Source organism: Streptomyces sp. NBC_00996, from assembly GCF_045162675.1.
Taxonomy (GTDB): domain Bacteria; phylum Actinomycetota; class Actinomycetes; order Streptomycetales; family Streptomycetaceae; genus Streptomyces.
Genome location: NZ_CP108723.1, coordinates 244,982 through 259,261, shown reverse-complemented (window position 1 = coordinate 259,261; position 14,280 = coordinate 244,982). Strand labels below are relative to the sequence as shown.

General features: G+C 66.8%; 12 protein-coding genes and 4 pseudogenes. 11 read left to right on the top strand and 5 right to left on the bottom strand.

Annotated features, from left to right (window positions below):
- Nucleotides 1-145: 145 nt before the first annotated feature.
- The 5 genes and pseudogenes from OG390_RS01285 to OG390_RS01265 all read left to right on the top strand — a co-directional run.
- Nucleotides 146-307 (top strand): annotated as a pseudogene (locus tag OG390_RS01285) (sigma factor-like helix-turn-helix DNA-binding protein); the annotation flags it as partial.
- Nucleotides 308-682: 375 nt separating this feature from the next.
- Nucleotides 683-1,267, top strand: a complete 585-nt coding sequence (locus tag OG390_RS01280) for an RNA polymerase sigma factor (RefSeq protein ID WP_406164585.1) — start codon at nucleotides 683-685, stop codon at nucleotides 1,265-1,267.
- A gap of 596 nt (nucleotides 1,268-1,863) precedes the next feature.
- Complete coding sequence (locus OG390_RS01275; RefSeq protein WP_406164584.1) at nucleotides 1,864-2,247, top strand: MmcQ/YjbR family DNA-binding protein; 384 nt, start codon at nucleotides 1,864-1,866, stop codon at nucleotides 2,245-2,247.
- Nucleotides 2,248-2,363: 116 nt separating this feature from the next.
- A complete protein-coding gene (locus OG390_RS01270; RefSeq protein WP_406164583.1) occupies nucleotides 2,364-2,501 on the top strand; it encodes a hypothetical protein in 138 nt (45 codons plus the stop codon).
- Between the two features lie 12 nt (nucleotides 2,502-2,513).
- Nucleotides 2,514-4,044: pseudogene (locus OG390_RS01265) on the top strand (ISKra4 family transposase).
- Between the two features lie 375 nt (nucleotides 4,045-4,419).
- Here OG390_RS01265 and OG390_RS01260 read toward each other — a convergent pair.
- Nucleotides 4,420-5,037, bottom strand: coding sequence for a TetR/AcrR family transcriptional regulator (locus tag OG390_RS01260; RefSeq protein ID WP_406164582.1), 618 nt, complete (start codon nucleotides 5,035-5,037; stop codon nucleotides 4,420-4,422).
- Between the two features lie 19 nt (nucleotides 5,038-5,056).
- Nucleotides 5,057-5,410: a Rid family hydrolase gene (locus tag OG390_RS01255; protein ID WP_406164581.1), complete on the bottom strand. Its 354-nt coding sequence runs from the start codon at nucleotides 5,408-5,410 to the stop codon at nucleotides 5,057-5,059.
- 688 nt (nucleotides 5,411-6,098) lie between these two features.
- Here OG390_RS01255 and OG390_RS01250 point away from each other — a divergent pair.
- The 4 genes from OG390_RS01250 to OG390_RS01235 all read left to right on the top strand — a co-directional run bounded on the left by OG390_RS01250 (nucleotide 6,099) and on the right by OG390_RS01235 (nucleotide 9,852).
- Entirely contained in the window at nucleotides 6,099-6,557 is a 459-nt protein-coding gene (locus OG390_RS01250; RefSeq protein ID WP_406164580.1) for a carboxymuconolactone decarboxylase family protein, read from the top strand.
- Nucleotides 6,558-6,808: 251 nt separating this feature from the next.
- Complete coding sequence (locus OG390_RS01245; protein ID WP_406164579.1) at nucleotides 6,809-7,633, top strand: isocitrate lyase/phosphoenolpyruvate mutase family protein; 825 nt, start codon at nucleotides 6,809-6,811, stop codon at nucleotides 7,631-7,633.
- 57 nt (nucleotides 7,634-7,690) lie between these two features.
- A complete protein-coding gene (locus tag OG390_RS01240) occupies nucleotides 7,691-8,338 on the top strand; it encodes a nitroreductase family protein (RefSeq protein WP_406164578.1) in 648 nt (215 codons plus the stop codon).
- Between the two features lie 599 nt (nucleotides 8,339-8,937).
- Nucleotides 8,938-9,852 carry an NADP-dependent oxidoreductase gene (locus tag OG390_RS01235; RefSeq protein WP_406164577.1) on the top strand — a complete coding sequence of 305 codons (915 nt, stop codon included), beginning with the start codon at nucleotides 8,938-8,940 and terminating at the stop codon, nucleotides 9,850-9,852.
- An 86-nt stretch (nucleotides 9,853-9,938) separates the two neighbouring features.
- Here the strand turns inward: OG390_RS01235 and OG390_RS01230 are convergent.
- Nucleotides 9,939-10,277: pseudogene (locus tag OG390_RS01230) on the bottom strand (reverse transcriptase domain-containing protein); the annotation flags it as partial.
- A gap of 951 nt (nucleotides 10,278-11,228) precedes the next feature.
- Here OG390_RS01230 and OG390_RS01225 point away from each other — a divergent pair.
- Nucleotides 11,229-11,492: pseudogene (locus OG390_RS01225) on the top strand (transposase); the annotation flags it as partial.
- Nucleotides 11,493-11,541: 49 nt separating this feature from the next.
- Nucleotides 11,542-12,036 carry a transposase gene (locus tag OG390_RS01220; RefSeq protein WP_406164576.1) on the top strand — a complete coding sequence of 165 codons (495 nt, stop codon included), beginning with the start codon at nucleotides 11,542-11,544 and terminating at the stop codon, nucleotides 12,034-12,036.
- A 358-nt stretch (nucleotides 12,037-12,394) separates the two neighbouring features.
- On the opposite strand, the gene OG390_RS01215 is transcribed toward OG390_RS01220, so the two are convergent.
- Both OG390_RS01215 and OG390_RS01210 read right to left on the bottom strand, forming a co-directional pair.
- The gene (locus OG390_RS01215; RefSeq protein ID WP_406164575.1) at nucleotides 12,395-13,540 is read right to left on the bottom strand and encodes an acyl-CoA dehydrogenase family protein; all 1,146 of its coding nucleotides are present in this window, start codon (nucleotides 13,538-13,540) and stop codon (nucleotides 12,395-12,397) included.
- A 142-nt stretch (nucleotides 13,541-13,682) separates the two neighbouring features.
- On the bottom strand, nucleotides 13,683-14,276 hold the full coding sequence (locus OG390_RS01210; RefSeq protein WP_406164574.1) for a TetR/AcrR family transcriptional regulator: 594 nt from the start codon (nucleotides 14,274-14,276) through the stop codon (nucleotides 13,683-13,685).
- Between the last annotated feature and the right edge of the window lie 4 nt (nucleotides 14,277-14,280).

The following is a 14,280-nucleotide window of genomic DNA, read 5'->3' as shown; positions in this document are numbered from 1 at the left end:
TTCGAGGAAACGACGGCAAGGGCGAGGGCGGCCCGGACCGCCGGCGACCTGGCATCCGCGGCGAGCCTGCTGACCGAAGGCCGCGAGATGGGGAAAGGAGTCTCGCCGGGGTCCCGGGGCCGTTCGCGGGCCAGCAGCGCAGCGCCGGCTCGCTGTGTACCTCGCAGACGTCGAGGGCCTCTCCTGCCGCGAAATCGCAGAAACGATAGAAACCCCTGTGGGCACCGTGACGTCGCGCGTCCACAGAGGGCACCAGCAGCTCCGCCAGCTGCTGCCGCAGTACACGCCCGGGCTGCGCACGGCGTGACCGCCTGCCAACGGCGTGGCGGGTCGCAGGCCTCCACGGTCAGCCTGCTCACCAACCAGCCGCAACAGTACGGAAACGCGTGCCCCACGCCGCGCGTGAGTCCCTCGTCGAAATACGCCGGAAACCCCGCCCATGAATCTCAGGATGCGCGCACGGCGAAAGAAAAAACAGTGACTTCGCGTAGACGTTCTGTAGATGGTCTGGTGACGGGCTTGTCCGCACGAAATGACCTGGGGATTGAGAACCATGCACTCTGCGGATGTTAGAAAAACGTGCCGCTCGGCTCCGGATAGACATGCCGGAACCAGCGGCAGCCCCCCGCCAGCAGGGCCCGCCACGGGCCGACGGCAGCTCGACCCGGAGTCCGCCGCCTGGGTGGACGCGCTCGAGGGCGGCCATGGGTCGCACTACGAGCAGGCTTGCACGCAGCTGCACGAACTGCTGGTGCGGATCGCCATGAACGAAGTGTTCCGCCGGGGTCCTCGTTACCGAATTACCGGGCCCGAGCTGAACGATCTCGCCCACCAGGCGGCTGCCGACGCACTGATGAGGATCACGCACAAAATCCAGGAATTTCGAGGCGATGCCAGGTTCACCACGTGGGCGTTCCGATTCGTTGTACTTGAAGTGTCCAGCAAGCTGGACCGCCATTTCTGGCGTGTTTCAAATACCTTGTTCGACTTGGACGAATGGGCGCAAGTGCCCGACCGCTCCGGTAGCGACCCCGTCAGCCACTGGCAGGCGCGAGAGCTGGGCGAAGCCGCGCGCAACGCAGTCGAGACAGCCCTGAGCGCCCACCAGCGGCAGGTCTTCACCGCGGTCGTCAACGGGGTTTCCCTGGAAACGCTCGCCAGTGAGCTGGAGACGAGCCGTAACGCGCTCTACAAGACGATGTTTGACGCCCGTAAGAAACTGCGAGCTCAGCTGATAGCCAGCGGACATCTCAGCGCTGCGGGCTGATGCAGCGGCGACGACGTCGGCCCGGCTGCGCTGACCTGGGGGCTCGCACCGCAGCCGAATACGCCCCCCGGGAGCCTGGCAGTCGTCCATCCGGTGCGGACAGGAAAGACTGCGCCGCCAGGAACTCACCTTCCCGACGGGCCGGAGGTAAGAAATCGCCACCCCCGGGCGCTCACCTCCGAAGGGCCCATAGGGGCCGCCCCGGACAAAGGACGGCGGTGTTCGTCGAGCAGACGGCTGCCTACCTGGTGCTCCCGGGCCATGCACCTGAGCGCGTACGTACCGAGCGCTGCGGAGACAGTGGAGGGTGAAACGGCGTCCGTAGAGCTCGGCGGCCCAGACGCGGACGACACCCACACCGGGTATGTCGACGGAAAGCCGGTCTTTTGCTCAGAAAACGGCTCGCACGTGTGGACGGACGCGCGCATACGCGCCGGTCACGACCAGAGCGGATTTGGCCGCCTGCGTCGCACCGCCCGCGGTTGCCGGCGTACTGGCGCCGCCGTTCGTGGCGGCCATGCGATAGACGCCACCTTGGGCCTTGGTCGGTCGGTCGATCGGTCGAGGCACTCGGATCGATAGAGGAGTTGATCACCTTGGACGGACAGGAGCTGCAGAAGATCGCGGGCGACTGCACTGTGGAACTGCCCGGCGCCGACCTGGAGCATCGTTTCGGCCCCGACTGGGACCTCTACAAGGTGCGCGGCAAGGTCTTCATGCTCATGACCGACATGCCGGGGCGTCCCGTCGTGATCCTGAAAGCTGATCCGGACGACGCCGCGGCCTTGCGTGAGCAGCACGGGAACATTACCCCCGGCTATCACATGAACAAGAGGCACTGGATCACGGTGGAAGGCGGGGGCACCATCGACGAGAAGCTGGTGAAGGAACTCGTGATGGACTCCTACCGTCTCGTGGTCGGCGGGCTTCCGAGGTCCGAGCATCCCGTGGATCCGCACACCTACGGCCGCCACGTCTGACCTTCGTCATTCCCATCAGCAGCGAGAAGCTCCAGGACAGAGCGCGCGGCACAGCACTGGCGCTGCCCGGAGTCGGCCCAGGGCGCCCGTTCACCGAGCAGCTGGACGTCTGCACGGTGGCGGGCAAGGTCTTCCTGATCGTCACGGACGACCCAGACGAACGCATCGTCACCTTCGAGGCAGAACCGGAGTACGGGCGAATGCTGCAGGACGAACACCCATCGATCACCGCGGGCCTGCCAACCAAGGGCTGAAAGAAGAGCCCGGTGGAACAGTACGACGCCTTACCCGAACCTGATCCGTACTCCGCCTCCCGTGATGCCTTCGAACGCCTCGTCTGGACACTGGCCGACGGCCCGGCCGCCGACTTGCCTCATGACGAACTGGAAGTGCGGCTCGAACAGCTGGGACGCGAACTGCTGCGGCAGTTGATGCAGGACCACCTCGATCTGCGTGCCAGGAAGGAGGAGGACGCGGTGCGGGCGGACACGGCCATCCGGTGATCATCGGTCCGGAAGGACTGCCGCGGGCCTGGCGGGAGAGGGGGCACCGTCGCCTGCTGACCTGTGTGTTCGGGCCGGTGAGCGTGAGCCGGATCGCCTACCGCGGCCGGGGCGTGGCCAACGTGCACCCGGCGGACGAAGCGTTGTCGCTGCCCGCCGGCCGGCACTCGCGCGGACTGGCCCGGCTCGCGGCCCTGGAAGCGGTGCGGGGCTCGTTCCACCAGGCCGCCGCCGCGATCGAGCGCCGATGCGGAAAAGTGCTGGGCAGGCGCCGCCTCACAGAACTGGTGGTCGCCTCCGCCATCGACATCGCCGCCTACTACACGGCGAAGATCCCCACCCCGTGCACCCGCGAGATGCCCCTGGTCATCCAGCCCGACGGCAAAGGTGTGGTGATGCGCCCGAGGCACTGCGCGAGGCCAACCGCCGGGCCGCGGCCAAGAGTACGGCGGCCGGGCGCCGCGGACGCCTGGCCCCGGGCGAGAAACCCAACCGCAAGCGCATGGCGACGGTGGCCTGCGTCTTCGACACCGCTCCCGCCCCTCGCCTGCCGCACGACATCATCCACCCGCCCGGCGGGCGCAACGGGACGCTGTCGCCGCGGCCGGGCCCGAAGGCGGAGCAGAAATGGTGCACTGCCTCGGTGATCCGTCCCCCGGAACAGGTCGTCGCCGACGCCTTCGACCAGGCTGCGTCCCGCGACCCGCACCGTCTGCGGGACTGGATCGTGCTCGTCGACGGCGCCCGCCACCAACTCGGCCTCATCCATGAGGAAGCCGCCCGCCGCGGCATCCGCCTGAACATCCTGCTCGACTTCGTCCACGTCGCGGAATACGTGTGGACAGCCGCGCAGGCATTCCGCCCGCACGGCAGCCGCGAGGCCGAGACCTGGGCCGCGGACAAACTCACCGCGATCCTCGCCGGACACGCCGACCGCGCCGCCACCGAGATGACCGCCCAGGCTGCAGCCGAACAGCTTCCCGCCGCCCGCCGTGAGGCAGTCACCACCTGCCACCGCTACCTCACCGGTCACCTCGGCCAGCTCCACTACGACACCGCCCTCGCAGCCGGCTGGCCGATCGCCACCGGCGCCGTCGAAGGCGCCTGCCGCCACCTGATCGCCGACCGCCTCGACATCACCGGCGCCCGCTGGGGACCCGCCGGCGCCGAAGCCGACCTCCAACTCCGCGCGCTCATCACGAACGGCGACTTCGAAGACTACTGGACCTTCCACACGGCCCGCGAACACCGGCGCCTCTACCCCAGCCAGCAGGACTACAGCCTCACCGCTTGATCCCGGTCGTCACTTCAGAGGATCCGCACCCCCCGGGGGTGGAGCGCCTTGGGCGCCACGCTTCCCGATAGGCCGATCACCCTCGCCATCGACGGACCTGCCGCCTTGGGACTGGTCTGCGGCCGTCAAGTTGCTGAACTCGGCGCCGGAGGCGCGCGGGCTCGCCGCCTCGGCAACCGATCTCCGGGCCCGCCACGCCCCTGGCCGGCGATCCTCGAGCGCACAGGGTCCGGGCTCGTTGACGACCTGGACTCCAACCGGCTCGCGGAAGGCACCCTTGCGGCCGGCGTGTTCTTGGGCCGCGCAGGTATGCCCAGCTGGCCTCAGGAGGCAGCGACCGCCTGAGAAGTGTGTTGTGTAACTGCGAACGTGTGCTCAGCGGCGAGCGAAGGAGGCGATGTGGTCCAGGGCCATGTCCAGCGCGACGGCCATCGGCTCGGAGTTGTGAGCGTTCTGTGCGAGCACGTAACCACCCTGCAGAGCAGCCAGCAGACCAGTACCCAAGCGTTGTGGGTCCGCGTGCTCGGCAAGTACGCCGAGGACGCGGAGCTGGGTCAGCGTTTCGACGAGCATCCGCCGCCACGCATCGATTGATGCGTTGAGCGCTTGGCGGGATTGCTCATCGTTGTCGGACAGCTCAATCGACATCGCGCCCAGCGCGCACCCGTACGAGCCGTCATGCAGTGAGTTGGCCTGGATGAGAGCGTCACGCCATCGGCGCAGACCGGTGAGGGTCTTCACGCCGCGCAGGCGCTGTTCCTCGCGGGCGAGGACGAACTTCGACTGCAGGTCGATCACGGCGTGGATCAGCGCGAGTTTGTCCTCGAAGTGGTTGTACAACTGCGACTTACTCGTGCCGCTCGCCAGCCGGACGTCATCGAGCGTGGTGGCGTTGACGCCCCTGACATAAAACAGCTTGGCCGCCGAATCAACGATCCGGGAACGGGTCTCCAGGCCGCGTGGCGTGCGGCGAGTACCGCTGGTTCCGGGCACGGTGCCTCCCTCGGGCACGTCACTCACCCTGCTGCTCGGCCGCGGACTGCATCACAACCGCGGTGGCCTCGATCTCCAGACGGAGACTGGGCCGGATCAGTTGTGGCACCAATACGAGCACATACGCCGGTCGGTGAGAGATGACGTCCTTGCGAACCTTCACGTAGGCGTCGATGTCGTGGCGGTCTGTGAGCCAGGACCGGACCTGGCCGATGTCGCTCAGTTCGGCGCCGGCCCGCCGCAGCCCCTCGCACACGTTGTCCGAGGCTTGCTTGCTCCTCGGCGAAGTCTTCCGGCAGGGTTGCGTCCGGCCGCAATCCCGGGGTGCCGGACAGGACGACCTGCGTGGCGCCGACCGGGATCGCGAGCGCATCGGAGTAGGTGCCGATGAGGAGCGACACCCTGGCGTCGATGAACTGTGTTGTGGCGGCCATATCAACCAAAACCTCCTCGTAGACGGATGCGAGATGGAGGCGCAGGCAGATCCGGGAGATCTTGCCTTCGGTAGAGTCAGTCTCATCTAAGGTTGGACTAAATCGTCCATAAAACTTAGTCGATCGGGTTCGAGTCTGACCGACTCGAGGGGCTCGAGCTCGCCCGTCCAGACCGCCTGAGCTGCTCGCAACGTAGCCCTATTAGGCATCTGAGCTGCACATTTACCGATCCGACGCGACATTGACCCACCTGCATGCAACATGGCGGACGCGATCCACCCGAGGAGGAGGTTGCGTAGGAGTTTCTGGTCTGTATAGTCCTTCCTATGTGGTGTCTGGGGTGGCGAAGAGATCTCCGGACTCGGCGCCGACGGAGTCACCCCCCCGCAATGCATGGCACCAGGCGCAACCGACGCCACCGGCCAGGTTGCAGCCAACGCAGGTAGGGCCTGCGACGGAACTCCGAACCACTTCGAGCCCGACCTGGGCGCAACGACGACTACACACAACCCGACCGGAGGTCGACTCGCCGTGTCACGACTGAACGTTCCCCCTCCAGAGGATGTGCCTACCGGCGCACAGCAGATACTCGACAACGTTGGTGCGCAGCTGGGCTTCGTCCCGAACATGTTCAAGAACCTCGCGTCGAACCCGACCGTTCTTGAGGTCGTCACGACTCTGCAAGGCACCCTGAGCCGGGTTCTCGACGCGAGGACGCGGCACAGCATCGCGCTGGCCGTCTCGCAAGCCAATGGCTGCAGTTACTGCGTGGCGATGCACACTCACGTCGCGACCAAATTCGGCGGCATGTCGGGCGACGACATCGAACTCGGCCGCGTCGGGAGCTCAGTCGATCCCAAACGTGCCGCGGCCGCCCGCTTCGCACAGCGGGTGGTCGAGAGCCGCGGGCAGGTCAGCGACGCCGAGCTCGCGGGTGTTCGGGGCGCCGGGTACACCGACCCGCAGATTCTGGCGATCGCCGCGGTGGCGGTGCAGTTCCTGCTCACCAACTTCATCAACAATGTCAACCAGACCGACCTCGACATCCCCGCTGTCGACTCGGTCGATACGACCGTGCCCCAGTGAACCCGCACCCGGATCCGTCGGCGCCCGGCATGGCATGCGAGAGCGTGATCGAGCATGGTCGAGTCCACGGACATCGTCCACGGATTCAGCGCGCGTCATCTCGTCTGCTGGGGCTGGGGCGGCTTTAGGAAGCTCCGCGCCGCCGCCAACAACACCCCACCCACCGGTTGATCTTTGGAACCCTCGGCGCGGTCCAGGCACCCAGCCGGCAAACCCCTCACTGAGTCAACGATCATTCAGGAAGGCTCGACATGCCGGGTTCCGAACTCTATGAGAAGTTCATGGCGCTGCACACCCGCGACGGTGGCCTCGTCATGCCGAACGCATGGGACGGCCTCTCGGCGCTGATGCTGGCCGATGCCGGCTTCGAGGCGATCGCGACGTCGTCTGCGGCGATCGCCGCCACCCTCGGCCGCCTCGACAGGCGTCACGAAGTCACCCGCGAAGAGCACCTTGAGCATGCGCGGCTACTCGGCCGCCTCACCGGGCTGCCCGTCAACGGAGACTTCGAAGACGGTTATGGCGACATGCCTGAAGACGTCGCCGCGACCGTTGAGGCCGCCGTGGAGTCCGGCCTGGCCGGTATCGGAGTGGAGGATACTTCCGGCGATCCCGATCAACCGATCCGCGACTTCGACGAAGCAGTCCATCGCGTACGTAGCGCCGTCGACGCTGCCAAGGGGCGCATCGTCGTTACCGGCCGCACCGACAACTTCATCCAGGGACGGCCCGATCTTGACGACACCATTCGGCGTCTGACGGCCTTCGCTGAGGCGGGCGCGGATGTGGTCTACGCGCCGTTCCCACCCGACCGCGAAGCACTCGTCGCGATCGTCACCGCGGTCGCCCCGACACCAGTCAACGTCCTGGTGTCTCCGTCGGACAAGGTGCTGACCGTCGCTGAACTGCAGCATGCCGGGGTCAAGCGCATCAGCCTGGGTCCGTTGCTCTACACCCACGCGATGGGCGCACTCGAGCAGGCTACGAAGGCGCTCCGCGCGGGCGACCTCGCTTCGGCAACGACAGGTATGAGCTTCGCGCGCGTCAACGAAGTGCTTGCCCGTGGCATGAACTAACCCAAACAGTAGGAATCACTAACTCTTCAACCAGTGATTAGACAAAGGCAGGTTGCCATGAATCTCGACAAGCTCATGAACAAGCACCTCACCAGGTACTTCGACCCCAGCAAGAGCATCCCGGAGGAGACACTTCAGCAACTGCTGGGGTTCCTGCGCTCGACACCGTCGTCGACGAACGTACAGCCCAACCACTTCTACGTCCTCGCCACGCCCGAAGGCAAGGAACGGCTGGCGGCCAACCTCGGCGAACGATTCCAGGACAACAGCGAGAAGATTCTTGACGCCTCACACACCGTCATCCTCACCACCAGAGCAGATCTTCCCGACAGCCACCTCGATGCGGTGTTCACCAAGGAGAGGGCCGACGGCCGGTTCGCCGACCCGGCAAAGCACGAGCTGTGGGAGTTCATGACCCGCGACTTCCTCAACCTGCGCACGTACGGCTACAAAGACGTGAACCACTGGATGGAAAAGCAGACCTACCTCGCAATGGGTCTGACCATGATGGCGGCTGCTGAGCTCGGCGTCGAAGCCATGCCGCTCGAAGGGTTCGACCCGACCAGCGTCGACAAGGCATTCAAGATCCGCGAAACCGGACACACCACGACAGTGCTGCTGGCCCTCGGCTACCCCGACCCCACGAAGGTGTACGCCAGCCCGATTTCGCGCTTCGAAACCGACCGGCTGTTTACCTTCGTCTAAACGTCCCCGGCACCGGGAACAGCTGTGGCCGAAGTCCGCAGGCCGCGGACACCCCTGGCCTCGATGTCGGCCCACCCGCACAACCAGACCGGCGGCCGGTGCCGCCGGTCATCACGGCCGTCGCGATGTCGGTCGCGGGGCGCCGGCCGGCGCCTCAATCGTTGGGGCCTGGATGACCCAACGCCGTCCGCGGACCTCCGGCATCGGGTTCTCCGACCCGCACTGCGGGGTCGTCGAACGGCTCGGCACGGAACTGCTGGTGGTAGGCGTCGACGAGATCCAGACCGTGCCAAGCCGGCACCCATCTCGGCGACGCCGATCGGGTCGGGCGGTGCCTCCCGCGGCGCCCCGATATCCACGGCGTACTGCTCGTCGAGCGCCGCGGCCTCCGCGACGCGGAGACGCGGACTGATGGCGGCCCGCCGCCGGCGGCAACGCTGCTGTCTGAGGCGCTGGAGCCCGGTCGGTCGGACTGAGTACGAAGATAAAGATCTACTGTGAAGGCATGTGGAATGTCCAGTTCGACACCGCTGCCGGATTTGAGTTTCCGGCCCGTACCTCCTAGTCGGCCGGACTGAATGAGAGGACAACGATCTACTGTGAAGGCATGCGGAGTATCCACGGCCGAGAAGGAAGTCGTCCTGCTGGAATTGCCCGAACCGTCATCTCCCAAGCCCGGTCAGATCGTGGTGGAGGTTGAGGCAGCCGGAGTCGGCCCCTGGGAGGAACTGGAAATCGACGCCAGCTGGGACGTAGGGCTGCGCCCCCCGGCGGCACTGGGAGTGGAGGGCGCAGGCAAGGTGCTGGCCGTCGGTGCGGGTGTCACCGGGTTTGCCGTAGGCGACCGGGTGCTCGCACACGAGGCCCCGCTGCCCGGGGGAAGCGGCTTCTGGGCCGAACGCGTTCTGATCAACGCGGAACACGCGGCAGCCTGCCCACCCGGGCTGGACGCCGTGCACGCGGCGGCACTGCCGGTCAACGGGCTCACCGCGTTGCAGGCACTGGAGAAGCTTGACCTCAGCCGAGGACAGCGCCTCCTGATCACCAACGGAGGCGGGGGCACCGGAGCCCTGGCCATCCAGCTCGCCGCGGCCAAGGGCATCGAGGTGACCACGACCGCTTCTGCTACCGCCGCAGAGCGCCTGGCTGGTCTGGGAGCGACGGAGGTCGTCGACTACCACGACCCGAACTGGTCGACCAAGGTGCCCGGCGGGTTCGACGCTGCCCTAATCATCGCTGCCGGCACGGCGGACGCGGCCCTGCCGTTGGTGCGGGACGGCGGCCAACTGTGCTCCCTGACCTCGGACGCGCCTCCGGAGGAACGCGGCATCACGAGCTGGGACCTCTACATCGAGCCCAACGGCGCGCAGCTCGTCCAGCTCGCGGAGCGGGCCGTGGCGGGAACCTTGAAACTCGCACCGGAGCCCCTGCCGCTGAGCGAGGGACCGGCTGCATTTACCCAGGTGGTTGCCGGACGGGCCGGCGGTAAGAAGATCGTGCTCATCCCAGCATGACCCGACCGGGCACCGCCCATCGGCCGGTCCACCACACGCCGTGCCACCTGGGCCATCAACGCCTCATGGTCGATCGTGACGAAGCAGTCGCGGATATCGGCCTCGAACACCCATTCCCGCCGCTGGTTCGCGGCGACACGCACTGCTTCGCACGCGTCGATCGCGGACCGCTTCGGCAGGAATCCGTAGCTCGCCTCAGTGAACTGGGCCTCGAATACTGGTTCAAGGACCAGTTTCGCAGCCGTCATCACCACTCGGTCCGCCACTGTGGGGATCGAAAGCGGTCGGAACTCTCCCGGTCGCCCCGGTTTGGGAATCTGGACCCGCCGCAAAACTGACGGACGATACGTATGCGTCCGCAGTCTCTGCGAAAGGTCCTGGAGGAATGCATCCACTCCCGAGGTTTCCACCGCGTCGACGGTCATGCCGTCCACGCCGGGGGCACCCCGGTTTGCGCACACACCGGCCCACGCCCGCCGAAGAACGTCCATGCGGTGGACATGGCTGTACAGGGCGTGAAACCGGTGTTCGGGTTCTTGCTCGGCACAGCGGTAAAGCGTCCGTTGCAGGGATCGGACCTTGTCCTGAGGACGACGGCCCGGTCCTGCGGCGCCTTCCTCCCGGCGGATGGAACCAGCCGAAACGGCACTCATCCGGGCCCCTCCCTGGTTGCGAATCGCATCGATGAAGCAGGGGCCCTTCGCTCCCAGCGGGTTGTGCTGTCCCGCCGATCGTCGCTACTACGACCCCCTCCGACTGCCTCTCGACAACCTCCCATTTCCCGGCTCTGCCGGTTACAGGAAGGCCACGCTTCCCGGGCCGCAAACCCGGGACCGAGGAGGCTCTGTCCAGTTCCCAGGACAACCTTCCGACCATTCCACGCCCCTTACGCCGTGAGGTTCTTCGGCGACCGCTCCAGGTCCAAGATCGCCTTCCGTGGCCTTCGCCAATCAAGCACAGGCTCGGCTCCTCCTTGGCCCGCCCTCGGGCGGGGGTCAAATGACGACGCTGCAGGTTTCACTTCATGTTGCGGACTGGCCGGTTGCACACCCCGAAGGGCGCTTGTCACTCCACTTCGACGCCACCATTTCGAGTGACGCCGGGAGTCAGCCACCAGGGACCCTGGCGTCTCCCCGGGACCGGACTTCCACCGGCTGGCTACCCTGACCTTGACGTCCGGTTACATCACTCACATCCCTTCTGAGCTGGGAAGACGCCCGGACTCCTGGACGTACGCTTGTTATTTAACCTCTGGCCTCGAACAGCGTGTCGTACGACGTCACCCACCTGGGGATTCGCCGGACAGGCGGACGGCCTTCGCATGATTCTGCGTTCCGCCACGGAATCAGATTCATACGAAGGCCGCAGAGGTGAGTGTGCTGCACGACGATGCCCGGCGCGTCGCGTTCGACTTCGCGTCACACTTCCGGGAGGACCTGTACGCGTGCCTCACCGCACGCAGTGACACCCTGTTCGAGCTGTGCGACGCCATGCTCTGCGAGAACGGGCCCGTGACCTCGCCGGTCGACCTGACGCTGCTGGCCGAACACCGCCGCGGCCACGGCGCGCTCTACGACGCGCTGAACCGCGGCCGCATCGACGCGGCCGGGCTGCGGCACGCGCTGGCGGTGCTGTCCCTGGCCGGTCCGGGTGATCGTGGACTCCCAGTCCGTCAAAGGTGCGGAGACGGTGTCGAACGCGACGCGCGGGTACGACGCGAACAAACATATAAATGGGCGGAAGCGGCATCTCATCGTTGACCAGGACGGCCTTCTGGTCGACCTGCTTGTCACCCCCGCCGACGTTCAGGACCGCGACGCGGCCCGCATCCTGCTGACCCGCCTTCACGCCGAACACCCCGAAATCGTCTTGGTCTGGGCGGACAACGGCTACGGCGGAGAGGAGTTCAGCACCTGGGCCCAGGACACCCTGGGCATCACGATCAAGGTCGTTCCCCGCCCCAAGGACGCCAAGGGCTTCGTCCTGCTGCCCAAGAGGTGGGTGGTCGAACGGTCGAATTCGTGGACGATGCGGGCCCGGCGCAATGCGAGGGACTACGAGCGCCTCATGTCCCACGCCGAAGCCCACATCCAGTGGGCGTTCATCACGCTGATGTCTCGCCGTCTGGCCCGACCGCGACGCCGCCCGGAAGCGGTCCCGGTCACCCTCGTGACAGCCGCCTGAGTCCTCCGCTGCCGTTCGGATGCCCGTCCAACGGCGCCCAACCGAACGGCAAGCAGAGTCACCACGACGCTTGGCGACGCTGTGACCTGCGGAAAGAGGATGTGACACAGTTTCTGACTGCGGTCGGCGTTCGTGCTGGGCGGACAAGGCCTATCAAGGAGCCGACACCACTATGCGGGTGCCGGCTCACCCCGGCCCTGGACCGCCGGACGTTTCGAAACCTCCGCCGGCACATGCCCTGCCCCGCCAGGGCGTCGAAACGCAACCGGCCCGGCCCGGGAGGATCACCGGCGACGGCGACGGCAGCGGAATTTCACTCGCCGCTCACCTCGCTCGACCGGTGCTGGAAGCGGGCGGGTCACAGACCGAGGTCGCGGCCGATGAGTTCCTTCATGATCTCGTTGGAGCCGGCCCAGATCTTGGTGACACGGGCGTCGCGCCAGGCCCGTGCCACCCGGTACTCGTTCATGAAGCCGTAGCCGCCGTGCAGTTGGACGCAGGCGTCGAGCACGTCGTTCTGTACCTGTGCGGACCACCACTTGGCCTTCGCCGCGTCCACGGCGGTGAGTTCGCCGTCGTTGTGTGCCATGACCGCCTGGTCGACGAACGCCTGGGTCACCTCCAGTTGTGTCACCAGTTCGGCGAGCAGGAACTTGTTGTACTGGAAGGAGCCGATCGCCTGGCCGAACGCCTTGCGCTGCTTGGTGTACTCGACGGTCTCCGTGAGGATCTGCGCGGCGTGCGCGAGGTTGGCGACCGCCGCTCCGAGGCGCTCCTGGGGCAACCGCTCCATCATGTGGGCGAATCCGCGGTCGACCTCGCCGATGACATGGGCGTGCGGTACCCGGACGTTGTCGAAGAACAGTTCCGCCGTGTCGGACTCGGTCTGCCCCACCTTGTCGAGCTTGCGCCCCCGGGTGAAGCCCTCCAGCCCCCTCTCCACGCCGAACAGGGTGATGCCGTGCGCCTTCTTCTCGGGACTCGTCCGTGCGGCGACCACGACCAGGTCGGCCGAATAGCCGTTGGTGATGAAGGTCTTGGATCCGTTGAGCACCCACCCCTCACCGTCCCGCACCGCGGTGGTGCGCAGGGCCGCGAGATCGGAACCGCCGCCGGGCTCGGTCATCCCGATCGCCGTCACGATCTCCCCGGAGCAGAAGCCGGGCAGCCAGCGGCACTTCTGCCACTCGGTGGTCAGATCGACCAGGTACGGGGCGACGATGTCGGTGTGGATGCCCAGGCGGGAGGAGAGCGCCGCGGTCACCTTGGCCAGCTCCTCCGCCAGCACGGTGTTGTACCGGTAGTCGCGCGCCTCGCCGCCCCCGTACTCCTCGGGGATCTCCAGCCCCAGGAAGCCCTGTTTGCCGGCCTCGGTCCATATGTCGCGCGGGATCGCGGCCGCCTCGATGAACTCGTCGGTGCGCGGGTGGACGTGGCGGTGCAGGAACTCCCGTACGGAAGTCCGAAAGATCTCGTGATCCGCTTCGAACAGGCGGCGCTTCATGGTCGGTCACCTCTCTGTGGCTGACTAAGCGCTTGCTTAATGCGCACTGGCGGTCAACCTTGCGGGTGCGCGGTGCCACCGTCAACCACCGGCCGTCACGGCCCCGCTATGAGTCGGATCACAGGGCGCGCCCGTGCCGGGCTCAGTCCCGCGGCACGCGCAGCGCGTTCGTCCAGAGTCGGGTGACGGTCTCGATCAGCGTGTCGAAGGGCACGGATTCGCCCAGGGCGAAGGTCACGAACGCCAGGCGGCTGACCATCGCGCTCAGCGCCCGTGCGGTGATGCCCGGGTCGAGCTCCGGGTCGGCGAGGCCTGACTGCTGGAGGCGGGCTATGGCGGCGGCACTGCGGTCAATGAACACGCGCGACCGTTCCAGTCGCAGCCGCACGAACTGCGGGTCGACGGCGGCGGCCTGTTCCATGGCGGCCATCAGGGCGGCGTTGCGGCGATAGGACTCCAGATAGGCGCGGTTGGCGTCCTCGACCCCTCGCCACAGGTCCTTGCGCCCGCCGTCGCCGCCGTGGTCAGCGCCGTCGCTGACTCCGGCGTGCAGCATCTCGTCCTGCAGCCGTGCGAGGACGGCGGCGAACGCGTCGTCCTTGGATGCGAAGTGCGTGTAGAAGCTGCCGGTGGCCACTTTGGCCTCGGCTGCGATGTCGACGATGCGGGCGTCCAGATAGCCGTCCCGCTCGAAGATCCGCCGGGCCGCGGCCACCAGGGCGTCACGGGTGCGCATGCCG

Bases quoted from the DNA above. Each gene is read 5' to 3' on its own strand.
- OG390_RS01255 (WP_406164581.1), bottom strand. From the start codon at position 5,410: ATGCGCTCGCGATCCCGGTCGGCGCCACGCAGGTCGTCCTGTCCGGCA.
- OG390_RS01250 (WP_406164580.1), top strand. From the start codon at position 6,099: ATGTTCAAGAACCTCGCGTCGAACCCGACCGTTCTTGAGGTCGTCACG.
- OG390_RS01245 (WP_406164579.1), top strand. From the start codon at position 6,809: ATGCCGGGTTCCGAACTCTATGAGAAGTTCATGGCGCTGCACACCCGC.
- OG390_RS01240 (WP_406164578.1), top strand. From the start codon at position 7,691: ATGAATCTCGACAAGCTCATGAACAAGCACCTCACCAGGTACTTCGAC.
- OG390_RS01215 (WP_406164575.1), bottom strand. From the start codon at position 13,540: ATGAAGCGCCGCCTGTTCGAAGCGGATCACGAGATCTTTCGGACTTCC.
- OG390_RS01210 (WP_406164574.1), bottom strand. From the start codon at position 14,276: ATGCGCACCCGTGACGCCCTGGTGGCCGCGGCCCGGCGGATCTTCGAG.